Source organism: Pseudomonas sp. 3HC3 (assembly GCF_044904505.1).
Taxonomy (GTDB): domain Bacteria; phylum Pseudomonadota; class Gammaproteobacteria; order Pseudomonadales; family Pseudomonadaceae; genus Aquipseudomonas; species Aquipseudomonas putida_Y.
On the sequence record NZ_JADDRH010000004.1, the window covers coordinates 26,357 to 49,442 of the forward strand.

Consider the following 23,086-nt stretch of genomic DNA (forward strand, 5'->3'; position numbering starts at 1 on the left):
CTCCTACTCCAACGGAATGGCCACGCTCAGGCTGGTGCCTTCACCCTGCTCACTGTCCAGCGCCATGCTCCCCCCCAGCATCAGCACCCGCTCGCGCACACCCACCAGGCCAAACGAGGTGGGCCGGGTCTGCTCGCGGCAAAAGCCTTGGCCATCATCGCTGACCGTCATGCGCAGCTGTCCACCCTCACGTACCAGCTCAATCTCTACGCTATGCGCCTGGGCGTGACGCATCACATTGGTCAGCGCCTCCTGGAGGATACGAAACAGCCCGATGGCCTTGGCGTCACTCAATGCTGGCAGATTATCGGGTACTTGCACCAGACAGGGGATTTGCGTGCGCGCCTCGAAGCGCCGCGCCTGCCATTCGATGGCCGAAGCAATGCCGGCGTCGAGGATCGGCGGACGCAAGGCAGTGGCGACATCGCGCACCAACTGGAACAATTGGGCGATCAGGCGTTTCATGCTCGCCAGGCGCTCATTCAGGCCTGGATCCAGTTCGGCATAGGCCAGCTCGCACATCGACACTTCCAGCTTGAGCACGGTCAGCATCTGCCCCAGTTCATCATGCACTTCCCGGGCGATACGGGCTTTTTCTTCTTCACGCACGCTCTCCAGGTGGGCCGAGAGTTCGCGCAGCTGCTCCTGGGACTTCGCCAGCGCCAGCTCGGCCCGCTTGCCCTGTGTGATGTCCCAGACTACACCGTCCCACACCACCTGGCCGTTGCCCAGGCGCCGGGCGCTGGCCTTGATATCGGCCCAGCGCTGTTCGCCCTGCCGGGTGAGGATGCGCCCCTGCCAGGACCAGTCCTGGTCGCTGACCAAAGCCAGGTCCTGCACCCGGTGGTAATCCGCACGGTCCTCGGGGTGTACCAGGTTGCGCAGCCCCATCTGCGGATGCTGGATCTCGCTGGGTGCATAACCCACCAACGCCTCGCTACCCTCGCTGATATAGGGGAACTCCAGATCGCCCTCGGCCGGGTCACGCTCCAGGCGAAACACCAGCCCGGGTACGTTGCCAGCAATGCCCTTGAGCCGCGCCTCGCTCTCGCGCAGGGCCGCCAAAGCGCGGTGGCGTTCGGTGACATCGGCGAGGTAGACCACCAGATATTCGGAATCACGAAAGCGCAGAAAGCTCAGCGACAGCTCCACGGGTAGCAAGCTTTGATCAGCCCGCTGGCACTGCGTCTCAAACTGACCGACACCACCCGCCCCCGTACGCGCGCCCTTCCACAGCTCTAGCCAGCGGTCCATGTTCAGGCTTGGCTCGAAGTCGCTCAGCGGCCGCTCCAGCAGTTCACCCTCGGTGTAGCCCAACATGCGCTCGGCGGCATGGTTGGCGTAACGCACATGGCTGTCCCAATTGACCCAGAGGATCCCCACGGTGCTCTGATCGATGGCGAACTGGCTCAGGCGCAACGCCTCTTCGCGCACCTGGCGCTCCACAAGGCTTTCCCGCGCGGCCAACAGGCTGCGCTCCAGCTGGCGCTGCTGCCGGCGTTGCCACACCAGCGTGGCCAAGGCACACAGCAGCAACATACCGAACAGCAAGGCGATGTTCTGCCAGAAGCCAGGCGACTCGCTCAGGCGTGGGTTTTTCGGCTGCAACCAACGCTGATGCAGTTGTTCCAGCTCCTTGGCCGGCAGTGCCTGCAGGCCGCGTTCAAGTACATCGGCCAGCAGCGGCCAGTCGCGCCGCGAACCGATACGCAACAGCTGCGGCAGGCCAATATCGCCAACCACCGCCAGCTCACCGAACTCGCTCTCGCGCGACAGGCGGCTGAGCTGCGCTTCATCCAGCACAGCGAAACTGGCCTGGCCACCGACCACCAGTTGCAAGGCCTCACGATCGTCGGGCACCCCCTGCAGGTTGAGGTTGCCGTAGTTGCCGCGCAGGTAATCCGCCAGCGGGCTGGGCATGCGCACCGCCACGCGTTGCTCGGCTTCAAGCTTTTCCAGCTCCACGGCCATGGCCCCGGTTCGCGGCCCCACCACCAGTTGTGGCACGCGCATGTACGGGTCGCTGAATAGCCACAGGCGCAGGCTGGCCGGCGTCTGGGTAAGGCCAGGGGCGAAGTCGATTTCGCCGCGCTGCAGGGCATGTTCCAAACTGGCCTGGTCGCTGAAGTTACGCCAGGTTAGGTCCAGCCGCAGCGCCTGCGCCAGGCTGTTCACCAGCTCCACATTGGCCCCGTACAGTTGCTGCAGACGCCGGTCGAACTGGGCGTATGGGGCCCGCAACACCAGGCCGACACGCAGGCTGCGGTGGGTGTCCAGCCACTGCTGCTGGTCAGGCTCCAGCACCACAGAAGGCAGCGCCTCGGGCCTGGCCCAGACAATCAAGGGCAGCCACAAGCAGCCGATAACCAACAGGCGACGCACTCGCTTCATCTATACGCTCGACTTTCAAAGACGGCCATCCAGCATGGCCGTCACGGGCAAATACCATTAGGCTGCCGGTTTAATTCTGGCCTTGGGTTGACTCATGTCCACACTTTATCGCACGACGCTGGCACTGTGCTGCCTGGCCTCGGTCCTTCCACTCCGCGCCCTGGCCGCTGATGCCGAAACACCACCTGCAAGTACCGTGGCACCGGCGGCCGAGGCCCCACGGCCACCTTTGCTGGAACGCAGCCAGGAGGATGCCCTGGCGCTGGAGCGGCTGCTGCCCAAGGCTGAGCAGCAGACCCTGCAGGCCGGTGCCGACAGCTTCCTGGCCCTGTGGAAGCCGGCCAACGTCAACGATCCGCAAGGGGCAGTGATCATCGTCCCCGGTGCAGGCGAAACGGCCGACTGGCCAAATGCAGTCGGCCCACTGCGGCAAAAATTCCCTGATATCGGCTGGCACAGCCTGAGCGTCAGCCTGCCCGACCTGCTCGCAGACAGCCCGCAAGCGCGGGCCGAAGCCACACCACCTGTAGCGCCTGCACAAGACAAAGGCGAAAGCGCACCGGCCAAGGACGTACCGGCCGACGCCAACGCCAACGTGGCCCAAGCCACGGCAGCCGATGCCGACACGGCAGAAAGCACCGATGCCGAACAAGCCAGCGAGCAGTCCGACCCGGCAGATGCCGAACGCATCTTCGCCCGCCTGGATGCCGCCGTGGCGTTCGCCCAGCAACACAACGCCCGCAGCATCGTACTGATCGGCCATGGTAGCGGTGCATATTGGGCGGCGCGCTACCTGAGCGAGAAGCAGCCACCGCAGGTACAAAAACTGGTGATGGTCGCTGCTCAGACACCTGCACGGGTGGAGCATGACCTGGAAAGCCTGGCCCCAACCTTGAAGGTACCGACAGCCGATATCTACTACGCCACCCGCAGCGCTGACCGCAACGCAGCCCGGCAACGCCTGCAGGCCAGTAAGCGGCAGAAGGATAGCCAGTACCGCCAGTTGTCATTGATCGCCATGCCGGGAAACAGAACGGCGGCACAAGAGCAATTGTTCCGCCGGGTGCGGGGGTGGATGAGCCCTCAGGGTTGAGCCCGGCTTGATCCTAGTGGGGGGCGTCAAAGGCCGCGCCGCTTACGGATCATGGCATAGGCCTGGTGCAACTCACGGGTACGCGCGGTCGCTTCACGCACCTGCGCCTCGCTGGCACCGGTACCCGCCAGCTTGTCCGGGTGATGCCGGCTGACAAGCCGACGATACGCCTGCTTGATCTTATCAGTGTCGGTATCTGTCTCCACCGCCAGCAAGCGCAACGCTGCCGCATAGGTCATGGGCACGCTTTCTGCCCCCGTGGCCTTGCGCGGCTCGTACTCCAGCGACATGGCCTGCACCTGGCGTCGGCTCATGCCCAGCTTCTGCCCCCAGTCCAGCAGCAGCTCACGCTCCTTGTTGCCCATCTTGCCGTCAGCCCAGACCATGCGCCAACAGGCCCGCAAGGTGTCTTCCGCCGCGTGGGGCTGCTGACTGATGCGCCGCAGGTGCCCGCCAAGCCGGTCCTTGCCCGCCTTGCCACGGTTGAACGCTTTGATGGCGCGCAGCCGGGCGGGTTCGGCCAGGTCCAGGCGCACCATCTCCTGACGCGCCTGCTGGATATGCTGCTCGGCTACCCGGCCATCGCACTTGGCCAAGCGCCCGAGCATCACGAACAACAACTCGTCGTCGCGTAATGCAGGGCGCCCACCCAGGCGCTCACGCATGTCTTCCCAGCCTTGCAAGCGCAGCCGGCGGTCAACGGCCTGCCCAAGCAACGCACCGAGCAAGGCACCCGGTATGCTCGCAACGGCAAAGCCGGCACCCACACCAATCACCGTGCCTGGCCACCACATGTCAGGCACGCTCGCCAATCAGAGACTCAGCCTCGGCCAGGCGTTCAAGCGTGCCAACATCCACCCAGTGCCCACGGTAGTGTTCGCCAGATACCCTGCCGGCCGCCATCGCCTGGCGCAGCAACGGTGCCAGCTTGAAGGCGCCCGCCTGGCAACCTTCGAACAGCGCCGGGTGCAGCACCGAAATGCCGCTGAAGGTCAGCGTGCCTGGCGCGTCATCGCCGTCAACGACCTGCTCGCCCATCAGGCGGAAGTCACCGCGGCCGTGATGGCCAGGGTTGTCGACCAGCACCAGGTGAGCCAGGCCTTGCAGGGGAGCCTGCAGACGCGCGAAGTCGTAGTCGGTCCAGACATCGCCATTCACCAGCAGGAACGGCTCATCACCCAGCAAAGGCAAGGCCTTGAAGATGCCGCCACCGGTTTCCAGCGGTTCACCTTCAGGTGAATAGCGGATGCTCAGGCCGAAGCGGCTACCGTCACCCAGGTGGTCTTCAATCTGCTGGCCAAGCCACGCATGGTTGATCACCACTTCGGTCACGCCCGCTGCCGCCAGGGCGCGCAGGTGGTACTCGATCAGCGGCTGGCCGGCGACCGGGACCAACGGTTTTGGGGTGTGCAGGGTCAGCGGGCGCATGCGCTCGCCCTTCCCCGCAGCCAGGATCATGGCCTTCATGCACGCGCTCCGGCCTGCAACTCGGCAATCAGCTCACCCAGCTCCGCCAATTCGGGCCGGCGACCGATCACTTCATTTATATAGGCGAAGAAACGCGGCACGTCGCCCAGGTAACGCGGCTTGCCGTCGCGGTGGCAGATACGGGCGAAGATGCCGATAACCTTCAGGTGGCGCTGCACGCCCATCAGATCACTGGCGCGGTGGAAGTCTTCGAACTCGGCGTGCACCGGGATGCCGGCCGCCTGCGCCTGCTGCCAGTAGTCGCTCAGCCAGCCTTCGACCCGCGCCTGTGGCCAGCTGACAAAGGCGTCCTTGAACAGGCAAGTAATGTCGTAGGTGACCGGGCCATATACCGCATCCTGAAAGTCCAGCACACCAGGGTTGGGGCTGCTCTGCATCAGGTTGCGCGGCATGTAGTCACGGTGTACCAGCACCTTGGGTTGCGCCAGGGCGCTGTCGATCAGCAACTGGCTGACGCGCTGCCAGGCGGCCTTCTGTGCATCGGTGAAAGTCAGGCCCAGCTCACGCCCCACGTACCATTCGGGGAACAGTTCCACTTCACGGCGCAGCAGGGCGTCATCGTAGCTGGGCAGCGGCGCGTCCATCGGCAAACGCTGGAACTTCAGAAGGGCATCGATGGCGTCGGCGAACAGGCCATCGGCGTTGTCGGCATTGATGATGTCAAGGTATGTCTGGGTGCCCAGATCCCCAAGCAGCAGGAAGCCGCGTTCCAAGTCTTGGGCGTGGATCAGCGGCACATGCACGTCAGCGCCGGCCAGCAGGTGGTCGATGGCGACGAACGGTCGGCAGTTCTCCTGCGGGGGGGGCGCATCCATGATCACGAAACTGTGGCCAGCGCCCTGCCAGCGGAAATAGCGGCGGAAGCTGGCGTCGCTGCTGGCAGCGGTCAAGCTGCCTGCAGGCACCTCGCCCCAGGCGTTGTCACGGAAAAGATCATTGAGCTGCTCATCGAGCCAGACCGACAGTTGTTGCAGGCGTACATCGTGTTCAGGCATTGCAAGGGTCTCCGACGGCCCTAGCCGTCAAGCGGGTCATGCTTTATTATCCAGCATCTTTTTCAGACCATCGAGAGGCGTGCGGCCCCACACGCGGGCAGATGGCACGCAGGAAGCCCGGACTAATAAGATGGCATTGAAATCCCCCGCGTTTCGTAGAAAGTTTCCGTTGCTGGTAACCGGCGGTCTGCTGGCCCTGCAACCTCTGGCCACCTCATACGTAGTGGCAGCCGAACAGTTCGACTGCCAAGTGTCCGCCGCCGGTGGTTGGGACTGCAAGCCCAAAACCCCAGTCAACAACTTGCCACCGCGCCCGGTGCACGAAGGTGCAGCCGTCAGCTCCGGTACCGAAGCTGCGGGCGAAGCCGAAACTGCGGACCGGCCCATGCTGGTTACCGAGGCCAAGGGCCGTGGCCTGAAGTCGCGCAGCGAAGACTACAGCCATCTGGACTGGGTTCCGCGTGAAAAGCTCACCGCCGCGCAGCTGGCTGAAACCGGCCCTTACTGCGGTGGCGCGTACATCGAGCCAACCCGCCCGGGCATGGCCGACACCACGCCGAAGGATGAGTCGCCGACCTACATCAATGCCAAGGTATCCAAGTACCAGCAGGAGCAGCAGATCGCCACCCTCGCCGGTGACGTGGTGATGCGCCAGGGCAGCATGCAGGCCGAAGCCGACGAGGCCAACCTCTATCAGGCCGAAAACCGTGGCGAGCTCAAGGGCAACGTCAAGATCCGTGACAACGGTTCGCTGGTGGTCGGTGACGAGGCTCAGATTCAGCTCGACACTGGCGAAGCCCAGGTCGACAACGCCGAATACGTGATGCACAAGTCGCACATCCGCGGCAATGCCCTATACGCCAAGCGCAGCGAAAACGCCATCATCCGCCTCAAGGACGGTACGTACACCACCTGCGAACCGGGCAGCAACGCCTGGCAACTGAAGGGCAACAACATCACCCTGAACCCGGCCACCGGTTTCGGTACTGCGACCAACGTTACGCTACGGGTCAAGGATTTCCCGGTGTTCTACACACCGTACATCTACTTCCCGATTGACGACCGTCGCCAGTCCGGCTTCCTGCCGCCATCGTTCAGCACCAGCAGCGACACCGGCTTCATGCTGGTCACGCCGTACTACTTCAACCTGGCGCCGAACTACGACGCCACGTTGTACCCGCGCTACATGGCCAAGCGCGGCCTGCTGATGGAAGGCGAGTTCCGCTACCTGACGCCTTCCAGCGAAGGCCAGTTCGGCGGCGCCTACCTGAACGACAAAGACGACGACCGCAAAGACCAGACTGACTACAAAGATCAGCGCTGGATGGTCAACTGGCAGCACAAGGGTGGTCTGGACGAACGCCTGATGACCGAGGTGGACTACACCGACATCAGCGACCCGTTCTACTTCCAGGACCTGGAGTCCGACCAGATTGGCGTCGAAAGCCGCGATTTCCTGAATCAGCAGGGTGCATTGACCTACCGGGGCGATAGCTACACCGCGCGGTTGAATGTACATGCCTACGAGGCGGCGACCATTTCGCAGATCACGCCTTATGATCGACTGCCGCAGATTACCCTCAATGGCGTACTGCCTTATCAACCAGGGGGGTTGAACTTCGCTTACGAAACCGAGGCCGCGCGCTTCGAACGTGACTTGAAGAACGACACTGTGTTCGACAAGGACGGCAACCTGGACCTCACTGCGGGGCCCGATGGTCGTCGGCTTGACGAAAATATTCAAGGTATCGAGCGGGCCAACGGCACGCGCCTGAATGTCGCGCCGTCAATCAGCTATCCAATGACAGCCAGCTATGGGTTCCTCACACCCAAGCTGAAATATGCCTACACCCAGTATGATCTTGATCTGGACAGCAAAGGCAAAGCCGATGCAATCGCCTTGCAAACCGCCAATCCAGGCGCGTACGGAAGCTACGACAGCTCTGTTAGCCGCGACGTGCCAATCTTCAGCGTCGACAGCGGCCTGTACTTCGACCGCAACACCTCGCTGTTTGGCAACAATTACCGTCAAACCCTCGAACCGCGCATGTTCTACCTCTATGTTCCGTACAAGGACCAGAAGGACATCCCGCTGTTCGATACCGGCGAAACCCTGTTCAGCTACGATTCGCTATTCCGCGACAACCGCTTCAGCGGCACTGACCGTATCGGCGACGAAAACAAACTGTCGCTGGGCGTGACCACACGCTGGATCGAAGACAACGGCTTCGAGCGCCAGAACTTCAGCATCGGTCAGGCCTACTACTTCAAGGACCGCAAGGTCCAGCTGCCAGGTATCGACTACCGCACCCGCAAGGACGCGCAGTCCGATGTATCGCCATATGCCTTGGTATACAACTACTACTTCAACCGCGACTGGCGCTTCAATTCGGACTTCAACTGGGACCCGGACAGCCGCAGCACCCGCTCGGGCAGCGCGATGTTCCACTACCAGCCTGAAGACAACCCGAACAAGATCGTCAACCTCGGTTATCGCTACCGTAACGACACCATTGCCTACGACTCGACCACGGGTACCTGGAAAGTGGGCGGCGGTGACTATGGCACCCCGGGCGATCCGAACTACATCAAGGATTACTACAAGATCCAGCAGCACGACTTCTCGGTCATCTGGCCGATCGTGCCGCAGTGGAACGTTATCGCTCGCTGGCAGCATGACTACAACCGCAACCGCACCCTGGAAGCCATGGGCGGTTTCGAATACGACAACTGCTGCTGGAAGCTGCGCCTGATCAACCGTTACTGGATCGACTACGACGATTTCAGCCAGGCCCTTCCACAGAACGAAAAAGGCGACCACGGTGTCTTCCTTCAGATCGTCCTGAAAGGCCTCGGCGGCGTAGTTGGCAACAAGGTCGAGTCTTTCCTCGACCAAGGCATTCAAGGTTACCGTGAACGTGAAGACCAAGCTTATTGATCGTCTGCGCCCAGTGTTGCTGGGCGTCGCTATGCTGAGTGGCGCGGTGCATGCCGCGGTGCAACCTCTTGATCGCGTGGTGGCTATCGTCGACAACGACGTGGTCATGCAAAGCCAGTTGGAACAGCGTGTCCATGAAGTCCAGCGAACCATCGCCAAGCGCGGCGGCGGCGTGCCACCGACCAGCGCCCTGGAACAACAGGTGCTGGAGCGCCTGATCGTCGAGAACCTGCAGTTGCAGATCGGCGAGCGCTCCGGCATCCGCATCACCGACGAGGAGCTGAACCAGGCCATTGGCACCATTGCTCAGCGCAATGGTATGTCGCTGGACCAGTTCCGCGCGGCGCTGGCCCATGACGGCCTGTCGTTCGACGATGCTCGCGAGCAGGTCAAGCGCGAGATGATCATCAGCCGCGTGCGCCAGCGCCGCGTTGCCGAACGCATTCAGGTGTCCGAGCAGGAAGTGAAGAACTTCCTGGCTTCGGACCTGGGCAAGATGCAGATGTCGGAAGAGTACCGCCTGGCCAACATCCTCATCCCTACCCCGGAAGCGGCCAACTCGGACGATATCCAGAAGGCTGCCCGCAAGGTCGGTGACGTGTACCAGCAACTGCGCCAGGGCGCCGACTTCGGCCAGATGGCGATTGCCAACTCGGCCAGCGAAAACGCCCTGGAAGGCGGCGAGATGGGCTGGCGTAAAGCCGGTCAGCTGCCACCCGACTTCGCCAAGATGCTCAGCAGCATGCCGGTGGGCGAAATTACCCAGCCGATTCGCATCCCCAACGGCTTCATCATCCTCAAGCTCGAGGAAAAGCGCGGTGGCAGCGAGAACGTGCTGCGTGACGAAGTGCATGTACGCCACATCCTGATCAAACCAAGCGAAATCCGCAGCGAGGCGGCCACCAAGCAGCTGGCCGAGCGTCTGTACGAGCGGATCAAGAGCGGCGAAGACTTCGGCGAATTGGCCAAGAGCTTCTCGGAAGACCCGGGTTCGGCACTTAACGGCGGCGACCTCAACTGGGTCGATCCGAACAGCCTGGTACCGGAGTTCCGTGAACAGATGGCCAATGCCCAGCAAGGCGTAGTGACCAAACCGTTCAAGACCCAGTACGGCTGGCACGTTCTGGAAGTGCTGGGCCGCCGCGCCACCGACAGCACCGAGCAGGCTCGCGAACAGCAGGCCCTGAGCGTACTGCGCAATCGCAAGTACGACGAAGAGCTGCAAACCTGGCTGCGCCAGATCCGCGACGAAGCCTACGTTGAAATCAAGCTGCCTGGCGCTGACCAGGCCGCCCAGTGAAGCCCCTGCGCTTCGCCGTCACCCCCGGCGAGCCGGCCGGCATAGGCCCCGACCTGTGCCTGCTGCTCGCCGCAGACGCCCAGCCCCACCCCCTGATCGCCATCACCAGCCGTGACCTGCTCGCCGAGCGGGCCACGCAGCTGGGGCTGGCCGTCAGCCTGCTGCCGGTAGCTCCGGGCCAATGGCCTGACCTCCCGGCACCCGCACGTAGCCTGTACGTCTGGGATACCCCCTTGGCGGCCCCGGTGGTGCCAGGCCAGCTCGACAAGGCCAACGCGGCGTTCGTGCTGGAAACACTGACCCGCGCCGGGCAAGGCTGCCTGGACGGGCACTTCGCCGGGATGATCACTGCCCCGGTGCACAAGGGTGTGATCAATGAAAGCGGTATCGCCTTTTCCGGGCATACCGAATTCCTTGCCGAACTGACCCGCACCGCACAAGTGGTAATGATGCTGGCTACCCGCGGCCTGCGCGTGGCCCTGGTGACCACGCACCTGCCACTTCGTGATATTGCCGACGCTATCACTGCCGAGCGCGTCGAACGTGTAACCCGTATCCTGCATGCCGACATGCGCGACAAGTTCGGCATTGCCAACCCGCGTATCCTGGTGTGCGGCCTCAACCCGCACGCGGGCGAGGGCGGCCACCTGGGCCGCGAAGAAATCGACATCATCGAGCCGACCTTGGCCCGCCTGCGCACCGAAGGCATGGACCTGCGCGGGCCGCTGCCGGCCGATACCCTGTTTACCCCCAAATATCTGGAGCACTGCGATGCGGTGCTGGCGATGTACCACGACCAGGGCCTTCCCGTACTCAAGTACAAAGGCTTCGGCGCTGCAGTGAACGTGACCTTGGGCCTGCCAATCATCCGCACGTCGGTTGACCACGGCACCGCCCTGGACCTGGCCGGCACTGGCAAAGTCGACACCGGCAGCCTGCGCGTCGCACTGGAAACCGCCTACCAGATGGCCGAGAACCGACCATGAACGAGCAATACCAACACCGGGCGCGCAAGCGCTTCGGCCAGAACTTCCTGCACGACGCCGGTATCATCGACCGCATCCTGCGTGCCATCAACGCCAAAGCCGGCGAACATCTGCTGGAAATCGGCCCGGGCCAGGGCGCCCTGACCGAAGGCCTGCTGGGCAGCGGCGCACAGCTGGACGTGGTGGAGCTGGACAAAGACCTGGTGCCGATCCTGCAGCACAAGTTCGCCGATCGCAGCAACTTCCGCCTGCACCAGGGCGACGCCCTGAAGTTCGACTTCAACCAGCTGGGCGTGCCGCCGCGCAGCCTCAAGGTGGTTGGCAACCTGCCCTACAACATCTCCACCCCGCTGATCTTCCACCTGCTCAGCCACGCCGGGCTGATCCGCGACATGCATTTCATGCTGCAGAAGGAAGTGGTCGAGCGCATGGCCGCCGGCCCTGGCGGCGGTGATTGGGGACGCTTGTCGATCATGGTGCAGTACCACTGCCGCGTGGAGCACCTGTTCAATGTCGGCCCTGGTGCCTTCAACCCTCCCCCGAAAGTGGATTCGGCGATCGTCCGCCTGGTGCCCCACGAAGTGCTGCCGTTCCCGGCCAAGGACCACCTGCTGCTGGAGCGTGTCGTTCGCGAAGCGTTCAACCAGCGCCGCAAGACCCTGCGCAACACCATGAAAGGCCTGCTGGACAGCGCCGCCATCGAAGCTGCCGGCGTTGATGGCAGCCTGCGCCCTGAACAGCTCGACCTGGCAGCCTTCGTGCGCCTGGCTGACCAACTGGCTGATCAGCAACAAGCCTGATTTAGCCTGTACCCGCCTCTTCGCGGGCCACAAGGGATCGCACAACCCTCAAATCCTGTGCGAACCCTTGTAGGAGCGGGTTTACCCGCGAAGAGGCCGGCACAGCCCCCCCCAAAGCCCGATCACCGCTGGCCCTCCCCCCTTCCAATGGCCTAGACTGCATTATTGCGTCAGTTCGCCCAAGGCCCTTGCATGTCCGACCCCCGCTATCAAATCGACGTCAGCGTCGTGACCCGCTACCTGAAAGAACAATCCGACCCCGAAAACAGTCGTTTCGCTTTCGCCTACACCATTACCGTGCAGAACAATGGCTCGCTCACGGCCAAGCTGCTGTCGCGCCACTGGCTGATCACCAACGGTGACGGCGAGGTAGAGGAAGTACGCGGCGCCGGTGTGGTCGGCCAGCAACCCAATATCGACCCTGGCCAAAGCCATACTTACAGCAGTGGTGCCGTCATCAGCACCCGCGTTGGCACCATGCAGGGCAGCTACCAGATGTTCGCCGAAGACGGTAAGCGCTTCGACGCCGAGATTGCCCCCTTCCGCCTGGCAGTGCCCGGGGCGCTGCACTGATGGCTACCTACGCCGTCGGTGACCTGCAGGGCTGCCTGCAGCCACTCAAATGCCTGCTCGATCGCGTCAGTTTCAACCCCGCCGTCGACCGCCTGTGGCTGGTCGGCGACCTGGTCAACCGCGGCCCCGAGTCACTGGAAACCCTGCGCTTCCTTTACTCGATCCGTCAGTCACTGGTCTGCGTGCTGGGCAACCATGACCTGCACCTGCTGGCCGCCTGGCACAACGTCGAGCGCCTCAAGAAAAGCGACACACTGCGCGAGATCATCGAAGCGCCGGACGCCGACCAGCTGTTCGACTGGTTGCGCCAGCAAAAGCTGCTGCATTACGACGAGCCCCGCGGCATCGCCCTGGTTCACGCCGGCATACCGCCACAATGGACCCTTGGCAAAGCCCTGGAGCTCGCCGCCGAGGTCGAGGAAGTGCTGCGTGACGACACCCGCCTGCAGCTGTACCTCGACGGCATGTACGGCAACGAGCCGAACAAGTGGCGCAAGAACCTCGCCGGCGTCGAACGCCTACGGGTCATCACCAACTACTTCACCCGCATGCGCTTCTGCACTGCCGATGGCAAACTCGACCTCAAGAGCAAGGAAGGCCTGGGTAGCGCGCCCAAAGGCTACAAAGCCTGGTACGCGCACAAAGACCGCCGCTCACGCCACGTGAAGATCATCTTTGGCCATTGGGCCGCTCTGCAGGGTGAGGTCACCGAGCCCGACGTCATCGCCCTGGACACTGGCTGCGTATGGGGCGGCGCCATGACCCTGTACAACGTCGACAGCGGCGAATACCACCGCTGCGACTGTGCCGACGACGGCACCCTGCGCCAGCCGGCACAACCCACTACACTCAATGACCACACCTGAAGGAAGTAGTACCCATGAGCGAATTCAAGCGCATCCCTCCTGAGCAGGCCTTGGAGCTTCGCAGGAAAGACGGTGCGGTCGTGGTCGACATTCGCGACCCGCAGGCCTTCGCCGCCGGCCACATCACTGGCGCCCTGCACCTGGACAACCACTCGGTCGCCGATTTCATCCGCAACGCCGACCTCGACGCGCCAACCCTGGTGGTCTGCTACCACGGCAATTCCAGCCAAAGCGCTGCCGCCTACCTGGTAGGCCAAGGTTTCTCCGACGTTTACAGCGTGGACGGCGGCTTCGAACTGTGGCGCGCGACCTACCCGGCCGAGACCGCTCAGGGCAACGCTGAATAATTTTTTATTTTCCCCTGCAGCCCGTGCCCCGCGCGGGCTTGCGGCTTATCTGACGAACGGTCGTTCGTAACTTCTGCCTTCCTCACCCCTTGATCTTGCAGATAACCAACTACGCTTAAGCTCAGGCCATCCAAAAAGGGGAGAGCCGGTACACCGGCGTGCGGGTCATCGGTAGCGTTACAGGGTGTTCTGGGGGGTATACAGCAATCGGCCAACCCGGTTGCATGCCAGCATCAGCTGACTGATCCGGCGTCGTCTCCACGTATCGAGCGAGGTGACGTCATGAGTATTTTTAGCCACTTCCAACAACGTTTCGAGTCAACGCGCCAGGAAGAACTCTCGCTGCAGGAGTACCTCGAGCTGTGCAAAGAGGATCGCAGTGCCTACGCATCGGCGGCCGAACGGCTGTTGCTGGCCATCGGTGAGCCAGAGCTGATCGACACCTCTACCAACTCCAGGCTGTCGCGCATCTTCTCCAACAAGGTTATCCGTCGCTATCCGGCCTTTGCCGACTTCCATGGCATGGAAGAGTGCATCGACCAGATCGTGTCGTACTTCCGCCACGCCGCCCAAGGCCTGGAAGAGAAGAAACAGATCCTCTATCTGCTGGGCCCGGTAGGCGGCGGCAAGTCCTCGCTGGCGGAAAAACTCAAGCAGCTGATGGAAAAGGTGCCGTTCTACGCGATCAAGGGCTCGCCGGTATTCGAGTCACCTCTGGGCTTGTTCAATGCCACCGAAGATGGGGCCATTCTCGAGGAAGAGTTCGGCATCCCACGGCGCTACCTCAACACCATCATGTCGCCTTGGGCCACCAAGCGCCTGCAGGAATTTGGCGGTGACATCTCCAAGTTCAAGGTAGTGAAGCTGTACCCGTCGATTCTTAACCAGATCGCCATTGCCAAGACCGAACCCGGCGATGAAAACAACCAGGACATTTCTGCCCTGGTCGGCAAGGTCGATATCCGCAAACTTGAGGAATACCCACAGAACGACGCCGATGCTTATAGCTACTCGGGCGCGCTGTGCCGGGCCAACCAGGGCCTGATGGAATTCGTCGAAATGTTCAAGGCGCCGATCAAGGTCCTGCACCCCTTGCTCACCGCCACCCAGGAAGGCAACTACAACAGTACCGAAGGCCTTGGGGCGATTCCCTATACCGGTATTCTGCTGGCGCACTCGAACGAATCGGAATGGCACACCTTCCGTAACAACAAGAACAACGAAGCGTTCATCGACAGGATCTATATCGTCAAGGTGCCGTACTGCCTGCGGGTCAGCGATGAAATCAAGATCTACGACAAGTTGCTGATCAACAGCTCGCTGTCCAAGGCCCACTGTGCGCCAGACACGCTCAAGATGTTGGCTCAGTTCACTGTGCTTTCGCGCCTGAAAGAGCCAGAGAACTCCAATATCTATTCCAAGATGCGCGTTTACGACGGGGAAAACCTCAAGGACACCGATCCAAAGGCCAAGTCGATCCAGGAATACCGGGACACCGCAGGTGTCGACGAAGGCATGAACGGCCTGTCGACTCGCTTCGCCTTCAAGATCCTGTCCAAGGTGTTCAACTTCGACCCACACGAAATTGCCGCCAACCCGGTGCACCTGCTGTATGTGCTCGAACAGCAGATCGAACAGGAACAGTTCCCGGCTGAGGTGCGCGAACGCTATCTGCGCTACCTGAAGGAATACCTGGCGCCGCGCTACATCGAGTTTATCGGCAAGGAAATCCAGACCGCCTACCTGGAGTCCTACAGCGAATACGGCCAGAACATCTTCGACCGCTACGTGCTGTATGCAGACTTCTGGATCCAGGATCAGGAATACCGTGACCCGGAAACCGGCGAAATTCTCAACCGCATTGCGCTCAACGAAGAACTGGAGAAGATCGAGAAACCGGCTGGCATCAGCAACCCGAAAGACTTCCGCAACGAGATCGTCAACTTCGTACTGCGCGCACGCGCCAACAACAATGGCAAAAATCCAAGCTGGCTGAGTTATGAAAAGCTACGGGTCGTGATCGAGAAGAAAATGTTCTCCAACACCGAAGACCTGCTGCCTGTCATCAGCTTCAACGCCAAGGCCAGCAAAGAGGACCAGAAGAAACACAACGACTTCGTCACCCGGATGGTGGAGCGTGGCTATACCGACAAACAGGTGCGCCTGCTGTCGGAATGGTACCTGCGGGTCAGGAAATCGCAATAAAGCGGCAAGCTACTAGCCGCAAGCTGCAAGCTGCCTGGCGCTGGCATTACGGCCCGCGTCACAGCTTGCGGCGGCGGTGGCTGCTCTTTCTTGCAGCTTGAAGCTTGTGGCTTGCAGCTTGTGGGTTGCAGCTGCATCCAGTCACCGGAGGGACCATGAGCTACGTTATAGACCGACGCCTGAACGGCAAGAACAAGAGCACGGTCAACCGCCAGCGCTTTCTGCGGCGGTACCGCGAACATATCAAGAAGGCCGTCGAAGAGGCGGTGAGCCGCCGTTCCATCATGGATATGGAACACGGCGAGCAGATCAGTATTCCCGGACGCGACATCGACGAACCGGTCTTGCATCATGGTCGTGGGGGCAAACAGACCATCGTGCACCCTGGCAACAAAGAATTCACTGCCGGTGAACACATCCCCCGGCCGCAAGGCGGTGGAGGTGGTGGCGGTCGCGGCAAGGCCGGCAATTCCGGCGAAGGCATGGACGAGTTCGTCTTCCAGATCACCCAGGAAGAATTTCTCGAATTCATGTTCGAAGACCTTGAGCTACCCAACCTGGTCAAACGTCACCTGACTGGCGCCGACACCTTCAAGACTGTTCGCGCCGGCATCGCCAACGAAGGCAACCCGTCACGCATCAACATCGTGCGCACCCTGCGCTCGGCTCATGCCCGGCGTATCGCCCTGACCGGCAGCAGCCGCGCCCTGCTGCGCGAAGCACAAAAGGAACTCGACCGCCTGCGGGTCGAAGAGCCGGACAATTTCACCGATATCCAGGAAATCGAACAGGAAATCGAGCGCCTGAAAGCGCGTATCAACCGCCTGCCCTTCCTCGACACCTTCGACCTCAAGTACAACCTGCTGGTCAAGCAACCCAACCCAAGCTCGAAGGCGGTGATGTTCTGCCTGATGGACGTATCCGGCTCGATGACCCAGGCCACCAAGGACATCGCAAAGCGCTTCTTCATCCTGCTGTACCTGTTCCTCAAGCGTAACTACGAGCGCATCGAAGTCGTTTTCATTCGCCACCACACCAGCGCCCGGGAAGTCGACGAAGAAGAGTTCTTCTACTCGCGGGAAACCGGCGGCACCATCGTTTCCAGTGCCCTCAAGCTGATGCAGGAGATCATGGCCGAGCGCTACCCGGCCAGCGACTGGAACATTTATGCCGCGCAGGCTTCTGATGGCGACAACTGGAACGACGACTCGCCGATCTGCCGCGACATCCTCTCCAAACAGATCATGCCGCATGTGCAGTACTACACTTACGTTGAGATCACCCCCCGTGAACACCAGGCGCTGTGGTATGAGTACGAGCGTATCGGCGATGCTTTCCCCGACACGTTCGCCCAACAGCAGCTGGTATCGGCCGGCGACATCTACCCGGTCTTCCGTGAACTCTTCCAGCGCAGGTTAGCCACATGACCGCCAGAGCACAGAGACGCCAACCCATTTCCACTGGGTCCGAGTGGACGTTCGAGCTGATCCAGACCTACGACCGGGAAATCAGCCGTCTGGCCGAGCGTTACGCCCTGGACACCTACCCCAACCAGATCGAGGTAATCACTGCCGAACAGATGATGGACGCCTACGCCTCGGTCGGCATGCCGCTGGGCTACCACCACTGGTCCTACGGCAAGCAGTTCCTCAGCACGGAAAAGTCCTACAGCCGCGGCCAGATGGGCCTGGCCTACGAGATCGTGATCAACTCCGACCCTTGTATCGCCTACCTGATGGAAGAAAACACCATGTGCATGCAGGCACTGGTGATTGCGCACGCCTGCTACGGGCATAACAGTTTCTTCAAAGGCAATTACCTGTTCCGCACCTGGACTGACGCCAGTTCGATCATCGACTATCTGGTGTTCGCCAAGCAGTACATCGCCCAGTGCGAAGAGCGCCACGGTATCGATGCTGTGGAGGACTTGATCGACTCCTGCCATGCCCTGATGAACTACGGTGTCGACCGCTACAAGCGGCCCTATCCTATTTCTGCCGAAGAAGAGCGGCGCCGGCAACAGGAGCGCGAAGAGCATCTTCAACGGCAGATCAACGACCTTTGGCGGACAATTCCGAAAAACGCCGAAAAGGGTAACGACCGCGATGAGGGGCGCTTCCCCGCCGAACCACAGGAAAACATCCTGTATTTCATCGAGAAAAACGCCCCGCTGCTTGAACCCTGGCAACGTGAGGTAGTGCGCATCGTGCGCAAGATCGCCCAGTACTTCTACCCGCAACGCCAGACCCAGGTGATGAACGAAGGCTGGGCAACCTTCTGGCACTACACCCTGATGAACGACCTGTACGACGAGGGGCTGATTACCGAAGGCTTCATGATGGAGTTCTTGCAGTCGCACACCAGCGTGGTGTTCCAGCCCGGCTTCGACAGCCCGTACTACAGCGGCATCAACCCCTACGCGCTGGGCTTTGCGATGTACACCGACATCCGCCGCATGTGCGAAAACCCCACTGAAGAAGATCGCCACTGGTTCCCCGAAATTGCCGGCAGCGACTGGCTTTCTACCATCAAGTTCGCCATGAGCAGCTTCAAGGACGAGAGCTTCATCCTCCAGTACCTCTCGCCCAAGGTGATGCGCGACCTCAAGCTGTTCAGCATCCTTGATGACGACCAGCGCGACGACCTGCTGGTACCCGCCATTCATGATGAGGCCGGCTACCGGGTGATTCGGGAGCAACTGGCAGCGCAGTACAACCTGGGCAACCGTGAACCGAACGTACAGATCTGGAGCGTCGACCGCCGCGGAGACCGCTCGCTGACCCTGCGACACCAGCAACACAACCGCAAACCGCTGGGCGACTCGACCGACGAAGTACTCAAGCACCTGCATCGCCTGTGGGGCTTCGATATCCACCTGGAGACAGTGCAAGGCGAGCAAGTGATGAATACTCACCACATGCCGCCGCGCGGCGAGCATAGCGAAAGCGCCGACTACGGTCGCATGGACCTGGCCGTTATCCACCACCTCTGATGCAACTCCATGACCGCCGACGGGTTATCCTGTCGGCAGTTATGGAGAGCTGCACATGCACATCTACAAAGTTGGCGGCGCCGTGCGCGACCGCCTGCTCGGCCGCCCTGTCAGCGATATCGACTGGCTGGTGGTGGGCGCCACCGTCGAAGAAATGCTCGCCAAGGGCTATCGGCCGGTGGGCGCCGATTTCCCGGTGTTCCTGCACCCAAAAACCGGCGAGGAATACGCCCTGGCGCGCACCGAGCGCAAGAGTGGGCGAGGCTACGGCGGGTTCACTTTTCACGCCAGCCCCGACGTAACCCTGGAAGAGGACCTGATCCGTCGCGACCTCACCATCAATGCGATGGCCGAGGATGAGGCGGGAACGGTATACGACCCCTACCAAGGCAAGAAAGATCTGGATCAACGCCTGCTACGCCATGTTTCCCCAGCATTCGCCGAAGATCCTCTACGCGTGCTGCGTGTTGCCCGCTTTGCTGCCCGCTATGCGCCACTGGGTTTCCGGGTTGCCGATGAAACCTTGACGCTGATGCGCCAGATCAGCGCCTCAGGCGAACTGCAGGCACTCACTGCCGAGCGCAGCTGGAAGGAAATCGAGCGCGCGCTGATGGAAGCGCAACCGCAGGTATTCTTCAAGGTAATGAGCGCGTGCGGAGCCCTGCAGGAGCTGCTGCCTGAGCTTGATGACGGCTCCCGTACACTGGCGGCGCTGGAGCAGGCAGCGGCGCACGAACAACCGCTGCACGTGCGCTGGGCCTGCCTGTTGCGCGGGTTGGCAGCGACATCGATCAAAACCGTCAACCAGCGCCTGAAGGCACCGCGTGAGTGCCATGAACTGGCCATGCTGACAGGGGAATGCCTGGCGCAGGGCAATCAGGCGCTCGAATTGCCTGCCACGGTACTGCTGGATCTGTTGCAGAAGTTCGATGTTTACCGACGGCCGCAGCGGTTCGAGGATTTTGTGGTCGTTTGCGAGATGGCGGCGTTGGGCGATGGCGAGCGAGGTTATCCACAGGCCGATTATCTGCGAGGCGCAGCAGCGGCGGCGCGAGCGGTGGATGTGAAGCCGTTGGTGCAAGCCGGGCTCACGGGTAAGGCCCTGGGCGAAGCCCTCAAAGGTGAGCGGCTGAAAGCGCTCGAGGCTTACCAGCGCGGCTAGACATACCCGCCTCTTCGCGGCTGAAGCCGCTGTAGGAGCGGGTTTCCGCGAAAAGGCCGGGCCTGCTGGCCAATCTCCACCCGCCGTTCACCGTTGCCGCCGCCACCGTATTCGCGGGTAAACCCGCTCCTACAGGGGGCACACATCAGGGGCTGGGCACAGGCCGTTGTAGAAGCGGGTTCACCCGCGAAAGGGCCGGGCCTGCTGGCCAATTTCCACCCGCTGTTCACCGTCGCAGCCGCCACCGTATTCGCGGGTAAACCCGCTCCTACAGGGGGCACACATCAAGGGCTGGGCACAGGCCGTTGTAGGAGCGGGTTTACCCGCGAAGAGGCCGATACAGGCTTAAGCGGGCGTCAACTGCAACCCGCGCCACTCAAAGGCGACCGGGGCGAGTACCTGATCGATCTGCGCTTCCTGCCACAGCTGCGCCATCCGTTTGCCCACCCCCGGATGCACCAGGTCGGGCGCCAGCAACGACAGCGGCCACAGCACAAAGGCGTTCTTCAGGATCTCGGCCCGGGGCAGTACCAGCCCATCGAAGGTACCGTGCAAATCGCCATACATCAGCACGTCGATATCCAGCGGCAACCCTTTGCGGTCCGGTGCATAGCGCCCATTGTCGGCCTCGATGAACTTCAGCCGGCGGTCCAGTTCGATCAACGGCAACGCGGTTTGCCCGGTCACCACGAAGTTGATGAACGGCCCGCTCTTGATGCCCACCGCCTGGCTTTCGAATGCCGGCGAACAGCGCATGTCATTCAGAATGCCAGCCAATGCATCGAGCCCGGCGCACAAATGCGCCTCACGGTCGATATTGCTGCCCAGGCCCAGGTAAACCGTGCTCAAAGACATCCGCGCTCGATCTCCACGCCTACACCACCACGGGCCGCCGGCACCGCGCCCGGCTTGGTCAGCTTCAACCGCACCCAGGGGATGTGGAACTCGTCCATCAAGGTGGCCACCAGGCGCTCGGCAAATGTTTCAACCAGCTCGAAACGGGCCTGTTCGGCAAACGCCTGGATGCGCGCCGACACACTGGCATAGTCCAGCGCCAGGTTCAGGTCGTCTCCGGCGGCGGCCGGGCGGTTGTCCCAGGCAAAGCTCAGGTCCAGGCGCAAGCACTGGCGAATATCCCGCTCCCAGTCATAGGCACCGATGACGGTATCGACTTCCAGGCCTTCGATGAACACTCTGTCCAAGCACTTCTCTCCACAGCACGACAAGGGCGACTGGCGCCGTTAGAATCAGGGCGTCCTCGCCCGGAATAGTTAGCATGTTTTGGTTACTGGCGTTGCTCGCCTACCTGCTCGGCTCGCTGTCCTTCGCCATTGTTCTCAGCCGCCTCTCGGGCAGCCCGGACCCGCGTTCCAGCGGTTCAGGCAATGCCGGCGCCACCAACATGCTTCGCCTGGCAGGCCGTAAACTGGCGATCCTGACCCTGCTTGGCGACCTGTGCAAGGGCCTTTTGCCGGTATTGCTCGCCCGCGTTGCCGGGCTGGACCTGCACGCGCAGGCCTGGGTAGGCATATGCGCGGTGCTGGGCCACCTGTTCCCGCTGTACTTCCGTTTCAAGGGCGGCAAGGGCGTGGCGACGGCAGCCGGCATGCTCATGGGCCTGTATTTCCCGGCCGCGCTGCTGGCCATCGGCGCCTGGCTGCTGACCTTCTACCTCACGCGTACCAGCTCACTGGCCGCACTGATTGCCACGCCACTCACCCTGCCATTGCTGGCCTGGCGCGAGCCCGAGGCCCTGCTGCCGATCAGCGTACTGACTTTGATGATCGTGTGGCGCCACCGCAACAACCTGCGCGACTTGTTTGCAGGGCGCGAACGGCACTTCTGAACCTTCGACGCACTACCTTACAGCGGCGGCAACTGCTCCATCGGCCAGCGTGCCTGCACGCTGATCGCCAGGTCTTGCTGCTGCCCGGCCAACAGGCGCTGGCAACCGGCGTAGGCGATCATCGCACCATTGTCGGTACAGAATTGCGGGCGCGCGTAGTACACGTTGCCCTTGATGCTACCGAGCATGTCCTCCAGGGACGCGCGCAGGGCCTTGTTGGCACTCACGCCACCCGCGATGACCAGGCGCTTGAGGCCGGTCTGCTTGAGCGCCCGCTTGCACTTGATGGTCAAAGTCTCCACCACCGCCTGCTGGAATGCCAGAGACAGGTCGCAACGGGTTTGCTCACTGTCGTCGCCAGCATTCTTGCATTGCTGCCAGGTGTTCAGGGCGAAGGTCTTGAGGCCACTGAAGCTGAATTCCAGGCCTGGCCGATCGGTCATTGGCCGCGGGAACACGAAGCGCCCGGCCACACCTTGTTCGGCCAGACGCGCGATTTCCGGACCACCGGGATAATTGAGGCCGATCAGTTTGGCGGTCTTGTCGAACGCTTCACCGGCAGCGTCGTCCAGGCTCTCGCCCAACAGTTCGTACTGACCGATGCCATCGACCCGGACCAGCTGGGTATGGCCACCGGAAACCAACAAAGCGACGAACGGAAACTCGGGCGGGTTTTCTTCCAGCATGGGCGCCAGCAGGTGGCCTTCCATGTGGTGCACACCGATCGCCGGGATGTCCCAGGCAAAGGCCAGCGCCTGGGCGCAGGAAGCGCCCACCAGCAAGGCGCCGACCAGGCCGGGGCCCGCGGTGTAGGCGATGGCGTCGATTTCGGTGGCAACGCAGCCTGCCTCGTCCAGCACCTGACGGATGAGCGGCAGCATGCGCTTGACGTGATCACGCGAGGCAAGCTCGGGCACCACGCCGCCGAAGACGCGGTGCAGGTCGATCTGGCTGAACAGTGCGTCGGCCAACAAACCGCGTTCACTGTCGTATAATGCGACGCCAGTTTCGTCGCAGGATGTTTCCAATCCCAGTACTAGCATGGGCTCGTCCCTTGTGGGGGCTGAATTCGAAGCCGCGCATGATAGTCCCCGTGTCGGGTGC

At 62.0% G+C, this 23,086-nt stretch carries 20 protein-coding genes; 13 read left to right on the plus strand and 7 right to left on the minus strand.

Features of this window, described 5'->3' with window-relative positions:
• Window positions 1-3: 3 nt before the first annotated feature.
• Window positions 4-2,391, minus strand: coding sequence for a PAS domain S-box protein (locus INQ47_RS09125; RefSeq protein WP_252460363.1), 2,388 nt, complete (start codon window positions 2,389-2,391; stop codon window positions 4-6).
• A gap of 94 nt (window positions 2,392-2,485) precedes the next feature.
• Between INQ47_RS09125 and INQ47_RS09130 the strand changes: the two genes are divergently transcribed.
• Window positions 2,486-3,484: an alpha/beta hydrolase family protein gene (locus INQ47_RS09130; protein ID WP_404701544.1), complete on the plus strand. Its 999-nt coding sequence runs from the start codon at window positions 2,486-2,488 to the stop codon at window positions 3,482-3,484.
• A 26-nt stretch (window positions 3,485-3,510) separates the two neighbouring features.
• Here the strand turns inward: INQ47_RS09130 and INQ47_RS09135 are convergent, their stop codons facing one another.
• The 3 genes from INQ47_RS09135 to INQ47_RS09145 are packed head-to-tail and all read right to left on the minus strand — an operon-like array spanning window position 3,511 to window position 5,967.
• Window positions 3,511-4,278 carry a TerB family tellurite resistance protein gene (locus INQ47_RS09135; RefSeq protein WP_404701630.1) on the minus strand — a complete coding sequence of 256 codons (768 nt, stop codon included), beginning with the start codon at window positions 4,276-4,278 and terminating at the stop codon, window positions 3,511-3,513.
• Window position 4,279: 1 nt separating this feature from the next.
• Window positions 4,280-4,951 carry an N-acetylmuramate alpha-1-phosphate uridylyltransferase MurU gene (gene murU, locus INQ47_RS09140; RefSeq protein ID WP_404701545.1) on the minus strand — a complete coding sequence of 224 codons (672 nt, stop codon included), beginning with the start codon at window positions 4,949-4,951 and terminating at the stop codon, window positions 4,280-4,282.
• Window positions 4,948-5,967, minus strand: a complete 1,020-nt coding sequence (locus INQ47_RS09145; RefSeq protein ID WP_404701546.1) for an aminoglycoside phosphotransferase family protein — start codon at window positions 5,965-5,967, stop codon at window positions 4,948-4,950. The genes murU and INQ47_RS09145 overlap by 4 nt, the downstream gene beginning before the upstream one ends.
• Window positions 5,968-6,097: 130 nt before the next feature.
• Between INQ47_RS09145 and INQ47_RS09150 the strand changes: the two genes are divergently transcribed.
• From INQ47_RS09150 to INQ47_RS09200, 11 genes are all read left to right on the plus strand, one after another.
• On the plus strand, window positions 6,098-8,905 hold the full coding sequence (locus INQ47_RS09150) for an LPS-assembly protein LptD (protein ID WP_404701547.1): 2,808 nt from the start codon (window positions 6,098-6,100) through the stop codon (window positions 8,903-8,905).
• Window positions 8,880-10,205: a peptidylprolyl isomerase SurA gene (gene surA / locus INQ47_RS09155; RefSeq protein ID WP_404701548.1), complete on the plus strand. Its 1,326-nt coding sequence runs from the start codon at window positions 8,880-8,882 to the stop codon at window positions 10,203-10,205. Before INQ47_RS09150 ends, surA begins: the two co-directional genes overlap by 26 nt.
• Window positions 10,202-11,191, plus strand: a complete 990-nt coding sequence (pdxA, locus tag INQ47_RS09160; RefSeq protein ID WP_404701549.1) for a 4-hydroxythreonine-4-phosphate dehydrogenase PdxA — start codon at window positions 10,202-10,204, stop codon at window positions 11,189-11,191. Before surA ends, pdxA begins: the two co-directional genes overlap by 4 nt.
• Window positions 11,188-11,991 (plus strand): 16S rRNA (adenine(1518)-N(6)/adenine(1519)-N(6))-dimethyltransferase RsmA, encoded by an 804-nt coding sequence (rsmA, locus tag INQ47_RS09165; RefSeq protein WP_003255558.1) that lies wholly within the window; start codon window positions 11,188-11,190, stop codon window positions 11,989-11,991. Before pdxA ends, rsmA begins: the two co-directional genes overlap by 4 nt.
• Window positions 11,992-12,183: 192 nt before the next feature.
• Window positions 12,184-12,564, plus strand: a complete 381-nt coding sequence (gene apaG / locus INQ47_RS09170; protein ID WP_021782712.1) for a Co2+/Mg2+ efflux protein ApaG — start codon at window positions 12,184-12,186, stop codon at window positions 12,562-12,564.
• A complete protein-coding gene (locus tag INQ47_RS09175) occupies window positions 12,564-13,430 on the plus strand; it encodes a symmetrical bis(5'-nucleosyl)-tetraphosphatase (RefSeq protein WP_404701550.1) in 867 nt (288 codons plus the stop codon). Before apaG ends, INQ47_RS09175 begins: the two co-directional genes overlap by 1 nt.
• A gap of 14 nt (window positions 13,431-13,444) precedes the next feature.
• Window positions 13,445-13,777 carry a thiosulfate sulfurtransferase GlpE gene (glpE, locus tag INQ47_RS09180; RefSeq protein ID WP_404701551.1) on the plus strand — a complete coding sequence of 111 codons (333 nt, stop codon included), beginning with the start codon at window positions 13,445-13,447 and terminating at the stop codon, window positions 13,775-13,777.
• Window positions 13,778-14,059: 282 nt separating this feature from the next.
• Entirely contained in the window at window positions 14,060-15,982 is a 1,923-nt protein-coding gene (locus INQ47_RS09185) for a PrkA family serine protein kinase (protein ID WP_252460373.1), read from the plus strand.
• A gap of 155 nt (window positions 15,983-16,137) precedes the next feature.
• A complete protein-coding gene (locus tag INQ47_RS09190; RefSeq protein WP_021782709.1) occupies window positions 16,138-17,409 on the plus strand; it encodes a YeaH/YhbH family protein in 1,272 nt (423 codons plus the stop codon).
• Entirely contained in the window at window positions 17,406-18,974 is a 1,569-nt protein-coding gene (locus INQ47_RS09195) for a SpoVR family protein (RefSeq protein ID WP_252460374.1), read from the plus strand. The genes INQ47_RS09190 and INQ47_RS09195 overlap by 4 nt, the downstream gene beginning before the upstream one ends.
• Before the next feature lie 55 nt (window positions 18,975-19,029).
• Window positions 19,030-20,136 carry a multifunctional CCA addition/repair protein gene (locus tag INQ47_RS09200; RefSeq protein ID WP_404701552.1) on the plus strand — a complete coding sequence of 369 codons (1,107 nt, stop codon included), beginning with the start codon at window positions 19,030-19,032 and terminating at the stop codon, window positions 20,134-20,136.
• A gap of 345 nt (window positions 20,137-20,481) precedes the next feature.
• On the opposite strand, the gene folK is transcribed toward INQ47_RS09200, so the two are convergent.
• Together folK and folB are read right to left on the minus strand one after the other, a co-directional pair.
• Window positions 20,482-20,991: a 2-amino-4-hydroxy-6-hydroxymethyldihydropteridine diphosphokinase gene (gene folK, locus INQ47_RS09205; protein ID WP_252460377.1), complete on the minus strand. Its 510-nt coding sequence runs from the start codon at window positions 20,989-20,991 to the stop codon at window positions 20,482-20,484.
• Window positions 20,982-21,338, minus strand: a complete 357-nt coding sequence (folB, locus tag INQ47_RS09210; protein ID WP_004576188.1) for a dihydroneopterin aldolase — start codon at window positions 21,336-21,338, stop codon at window positions 20,982-20,984. The genes folK and folB overlap by 10 nt, the downstream gene beginning before the upstream one ends.
• A gap of 74 nt (window positions 21,339-21,412) precedes the next feature.
• Between folB and plsY the strand changes: the two genes are divergently transcribed.
• Complete coding sequence (gene plsY / locus INQ47_RS09215; RefSeq protein WP_252460378.1) at window positions 21,413-21,982, plus strand: glycerol-3-phosphate 1-O-acyltransferase PlsY; 570 nt, start codon at window positions 21,413-21,415, stop codon at window positions 21,980-21,982.
• A 17-nt stretch (window positions 21,983-21,999) separates the two neighbouring features.
• Here plsY and tsaD read toward each other — a convergent pair whose 3' ends face one another.
• Window positions 22,000-23,025: a tRNA (adenosine(37)-N6)-threonylcarbamoyltransferase complex transferase subunit TsaD gene (tsaD, locus tag INQ47_RS09220; protein WP_021782705.1), complete on the minus strand. Its 1,026-nt coding sequence runs from the start codon at window positions 23,023-23,025 to the stop codon at window positions 22,000-22,002.
• Window positions 23,026-23,086: the final 61 nt, after the last annotated feature.

Coding starts and splice junctions, on each gene's coding strand:
- INQ47_RS09125 (WP_252460363.1), bottom strand. CDS start 2,391: ATGAAGCGAGTGCGTCGCCTGTTGGTTATCGGCTGCTTGTGGCTGCCC.
- INQ47_RS09130 (WP_404701544.1), top strand. CDS start 2,486: ATGTCCACACTTTATCGCACGACGCTGGCACTGTGCTGCCTGGCCTCG.
- INQ47_RS09135 (WP_404701630.1), bottom strand. CDS start 4,278: ATGTGGTGGCCAGGCACGGTGATTGGTGTGGGTGCCGGCTTTGCCGTT.
- murU (WP_404701545.1), bottom strand. CDS start 4,951: ATGAAGGCCATGATCCTGGCTGCGGGGAAGGGCGAGCGCATGCGCCCG.
- INQ47_RS09145 (WP_404701546.1), bottom strand. CDS start 5,967: ATGCCTGAACACGATGTACGCCTGCAACAACTGTCGGTCTGGCTCGAT.
- INQ47_RS09150 (WP_404701547.1), top strand. CDS start 6,098: ATGGCATTGAAATCCCCCGCGTTTCGTAGAAAGTTTCCGTTGCTGGTA.
- rsmA (WP_003255558.1), top strand. CDS start 11,188: ATGAACGAGCAATACCAACACCGGGCGCGCAAGCGCTTCGGCCAGAAC.
- apaG (WP_021782712.1), top strand. CDS start 12,184: ATGTCCGACCCCCGCTATCAAATCGACGTCAGCGTCGTGACCCGCTAC.
- INQ47_RS09175 (WP_404701550.1), top strand. CDS start 12,564: ATGGCTACCTACGCCGTCGGTGACCTGCAGGGCTGCCTGCAGCCACTC.
- glpE (WP_404701551.1), top strand. CDS start 13,445: ATGAGCGAATTCAAGCGCATCCCTCCTGAGCAGGCCTTGGAGCTTCGC.
- INQ47_RS09185 (WP_252460373.1), top strand. CDS start 14,060: ATGAGTATTTTTAGCCACTTCCAACAACGTTTCGAGTCAACGCGCCAG.
- INQ47_RS09190 (WP_021782709.1), top strand. CDS start 16,138: ATGAGCTACGTTATAGACCGACGCCTGAACGGCAAGAACAAGAGCACG.
- INQ47_RS09195 (WP_252460374.1), top strand. CDS start 17,406: ATGACCGCCAGAGCACAGAGACGCCAACCCATTTCCACTGGGTCCGAG.
- INQ47_RS09200 (WP_404701552.1), top strand. CDS start 19,030: ATGCACATCTACAAAGTTGGCGGCGCCGTGCGCGACCGCCTGCTCGGC.
- folK (WP_252460377.1), bottom strand. CDS start 20,991: ATGTCTTTGAGCACGGTTTACCTGGGCCTGGGCAGCAATATCGACCGT.
- plsY (WP_252460378.1), top strand. CDS start 21,413: ATGTTTTGGTTACTGGCGTTGCTCGCCTACCTGCTCGGCTCGCTGTCC.
- tsaD (WP_021782705.1), bottom strand. CDS start 23,025: ATGCTAGTACTGGGATTGGAAACATCCTGCGACGAAACTGGCGTCGCA.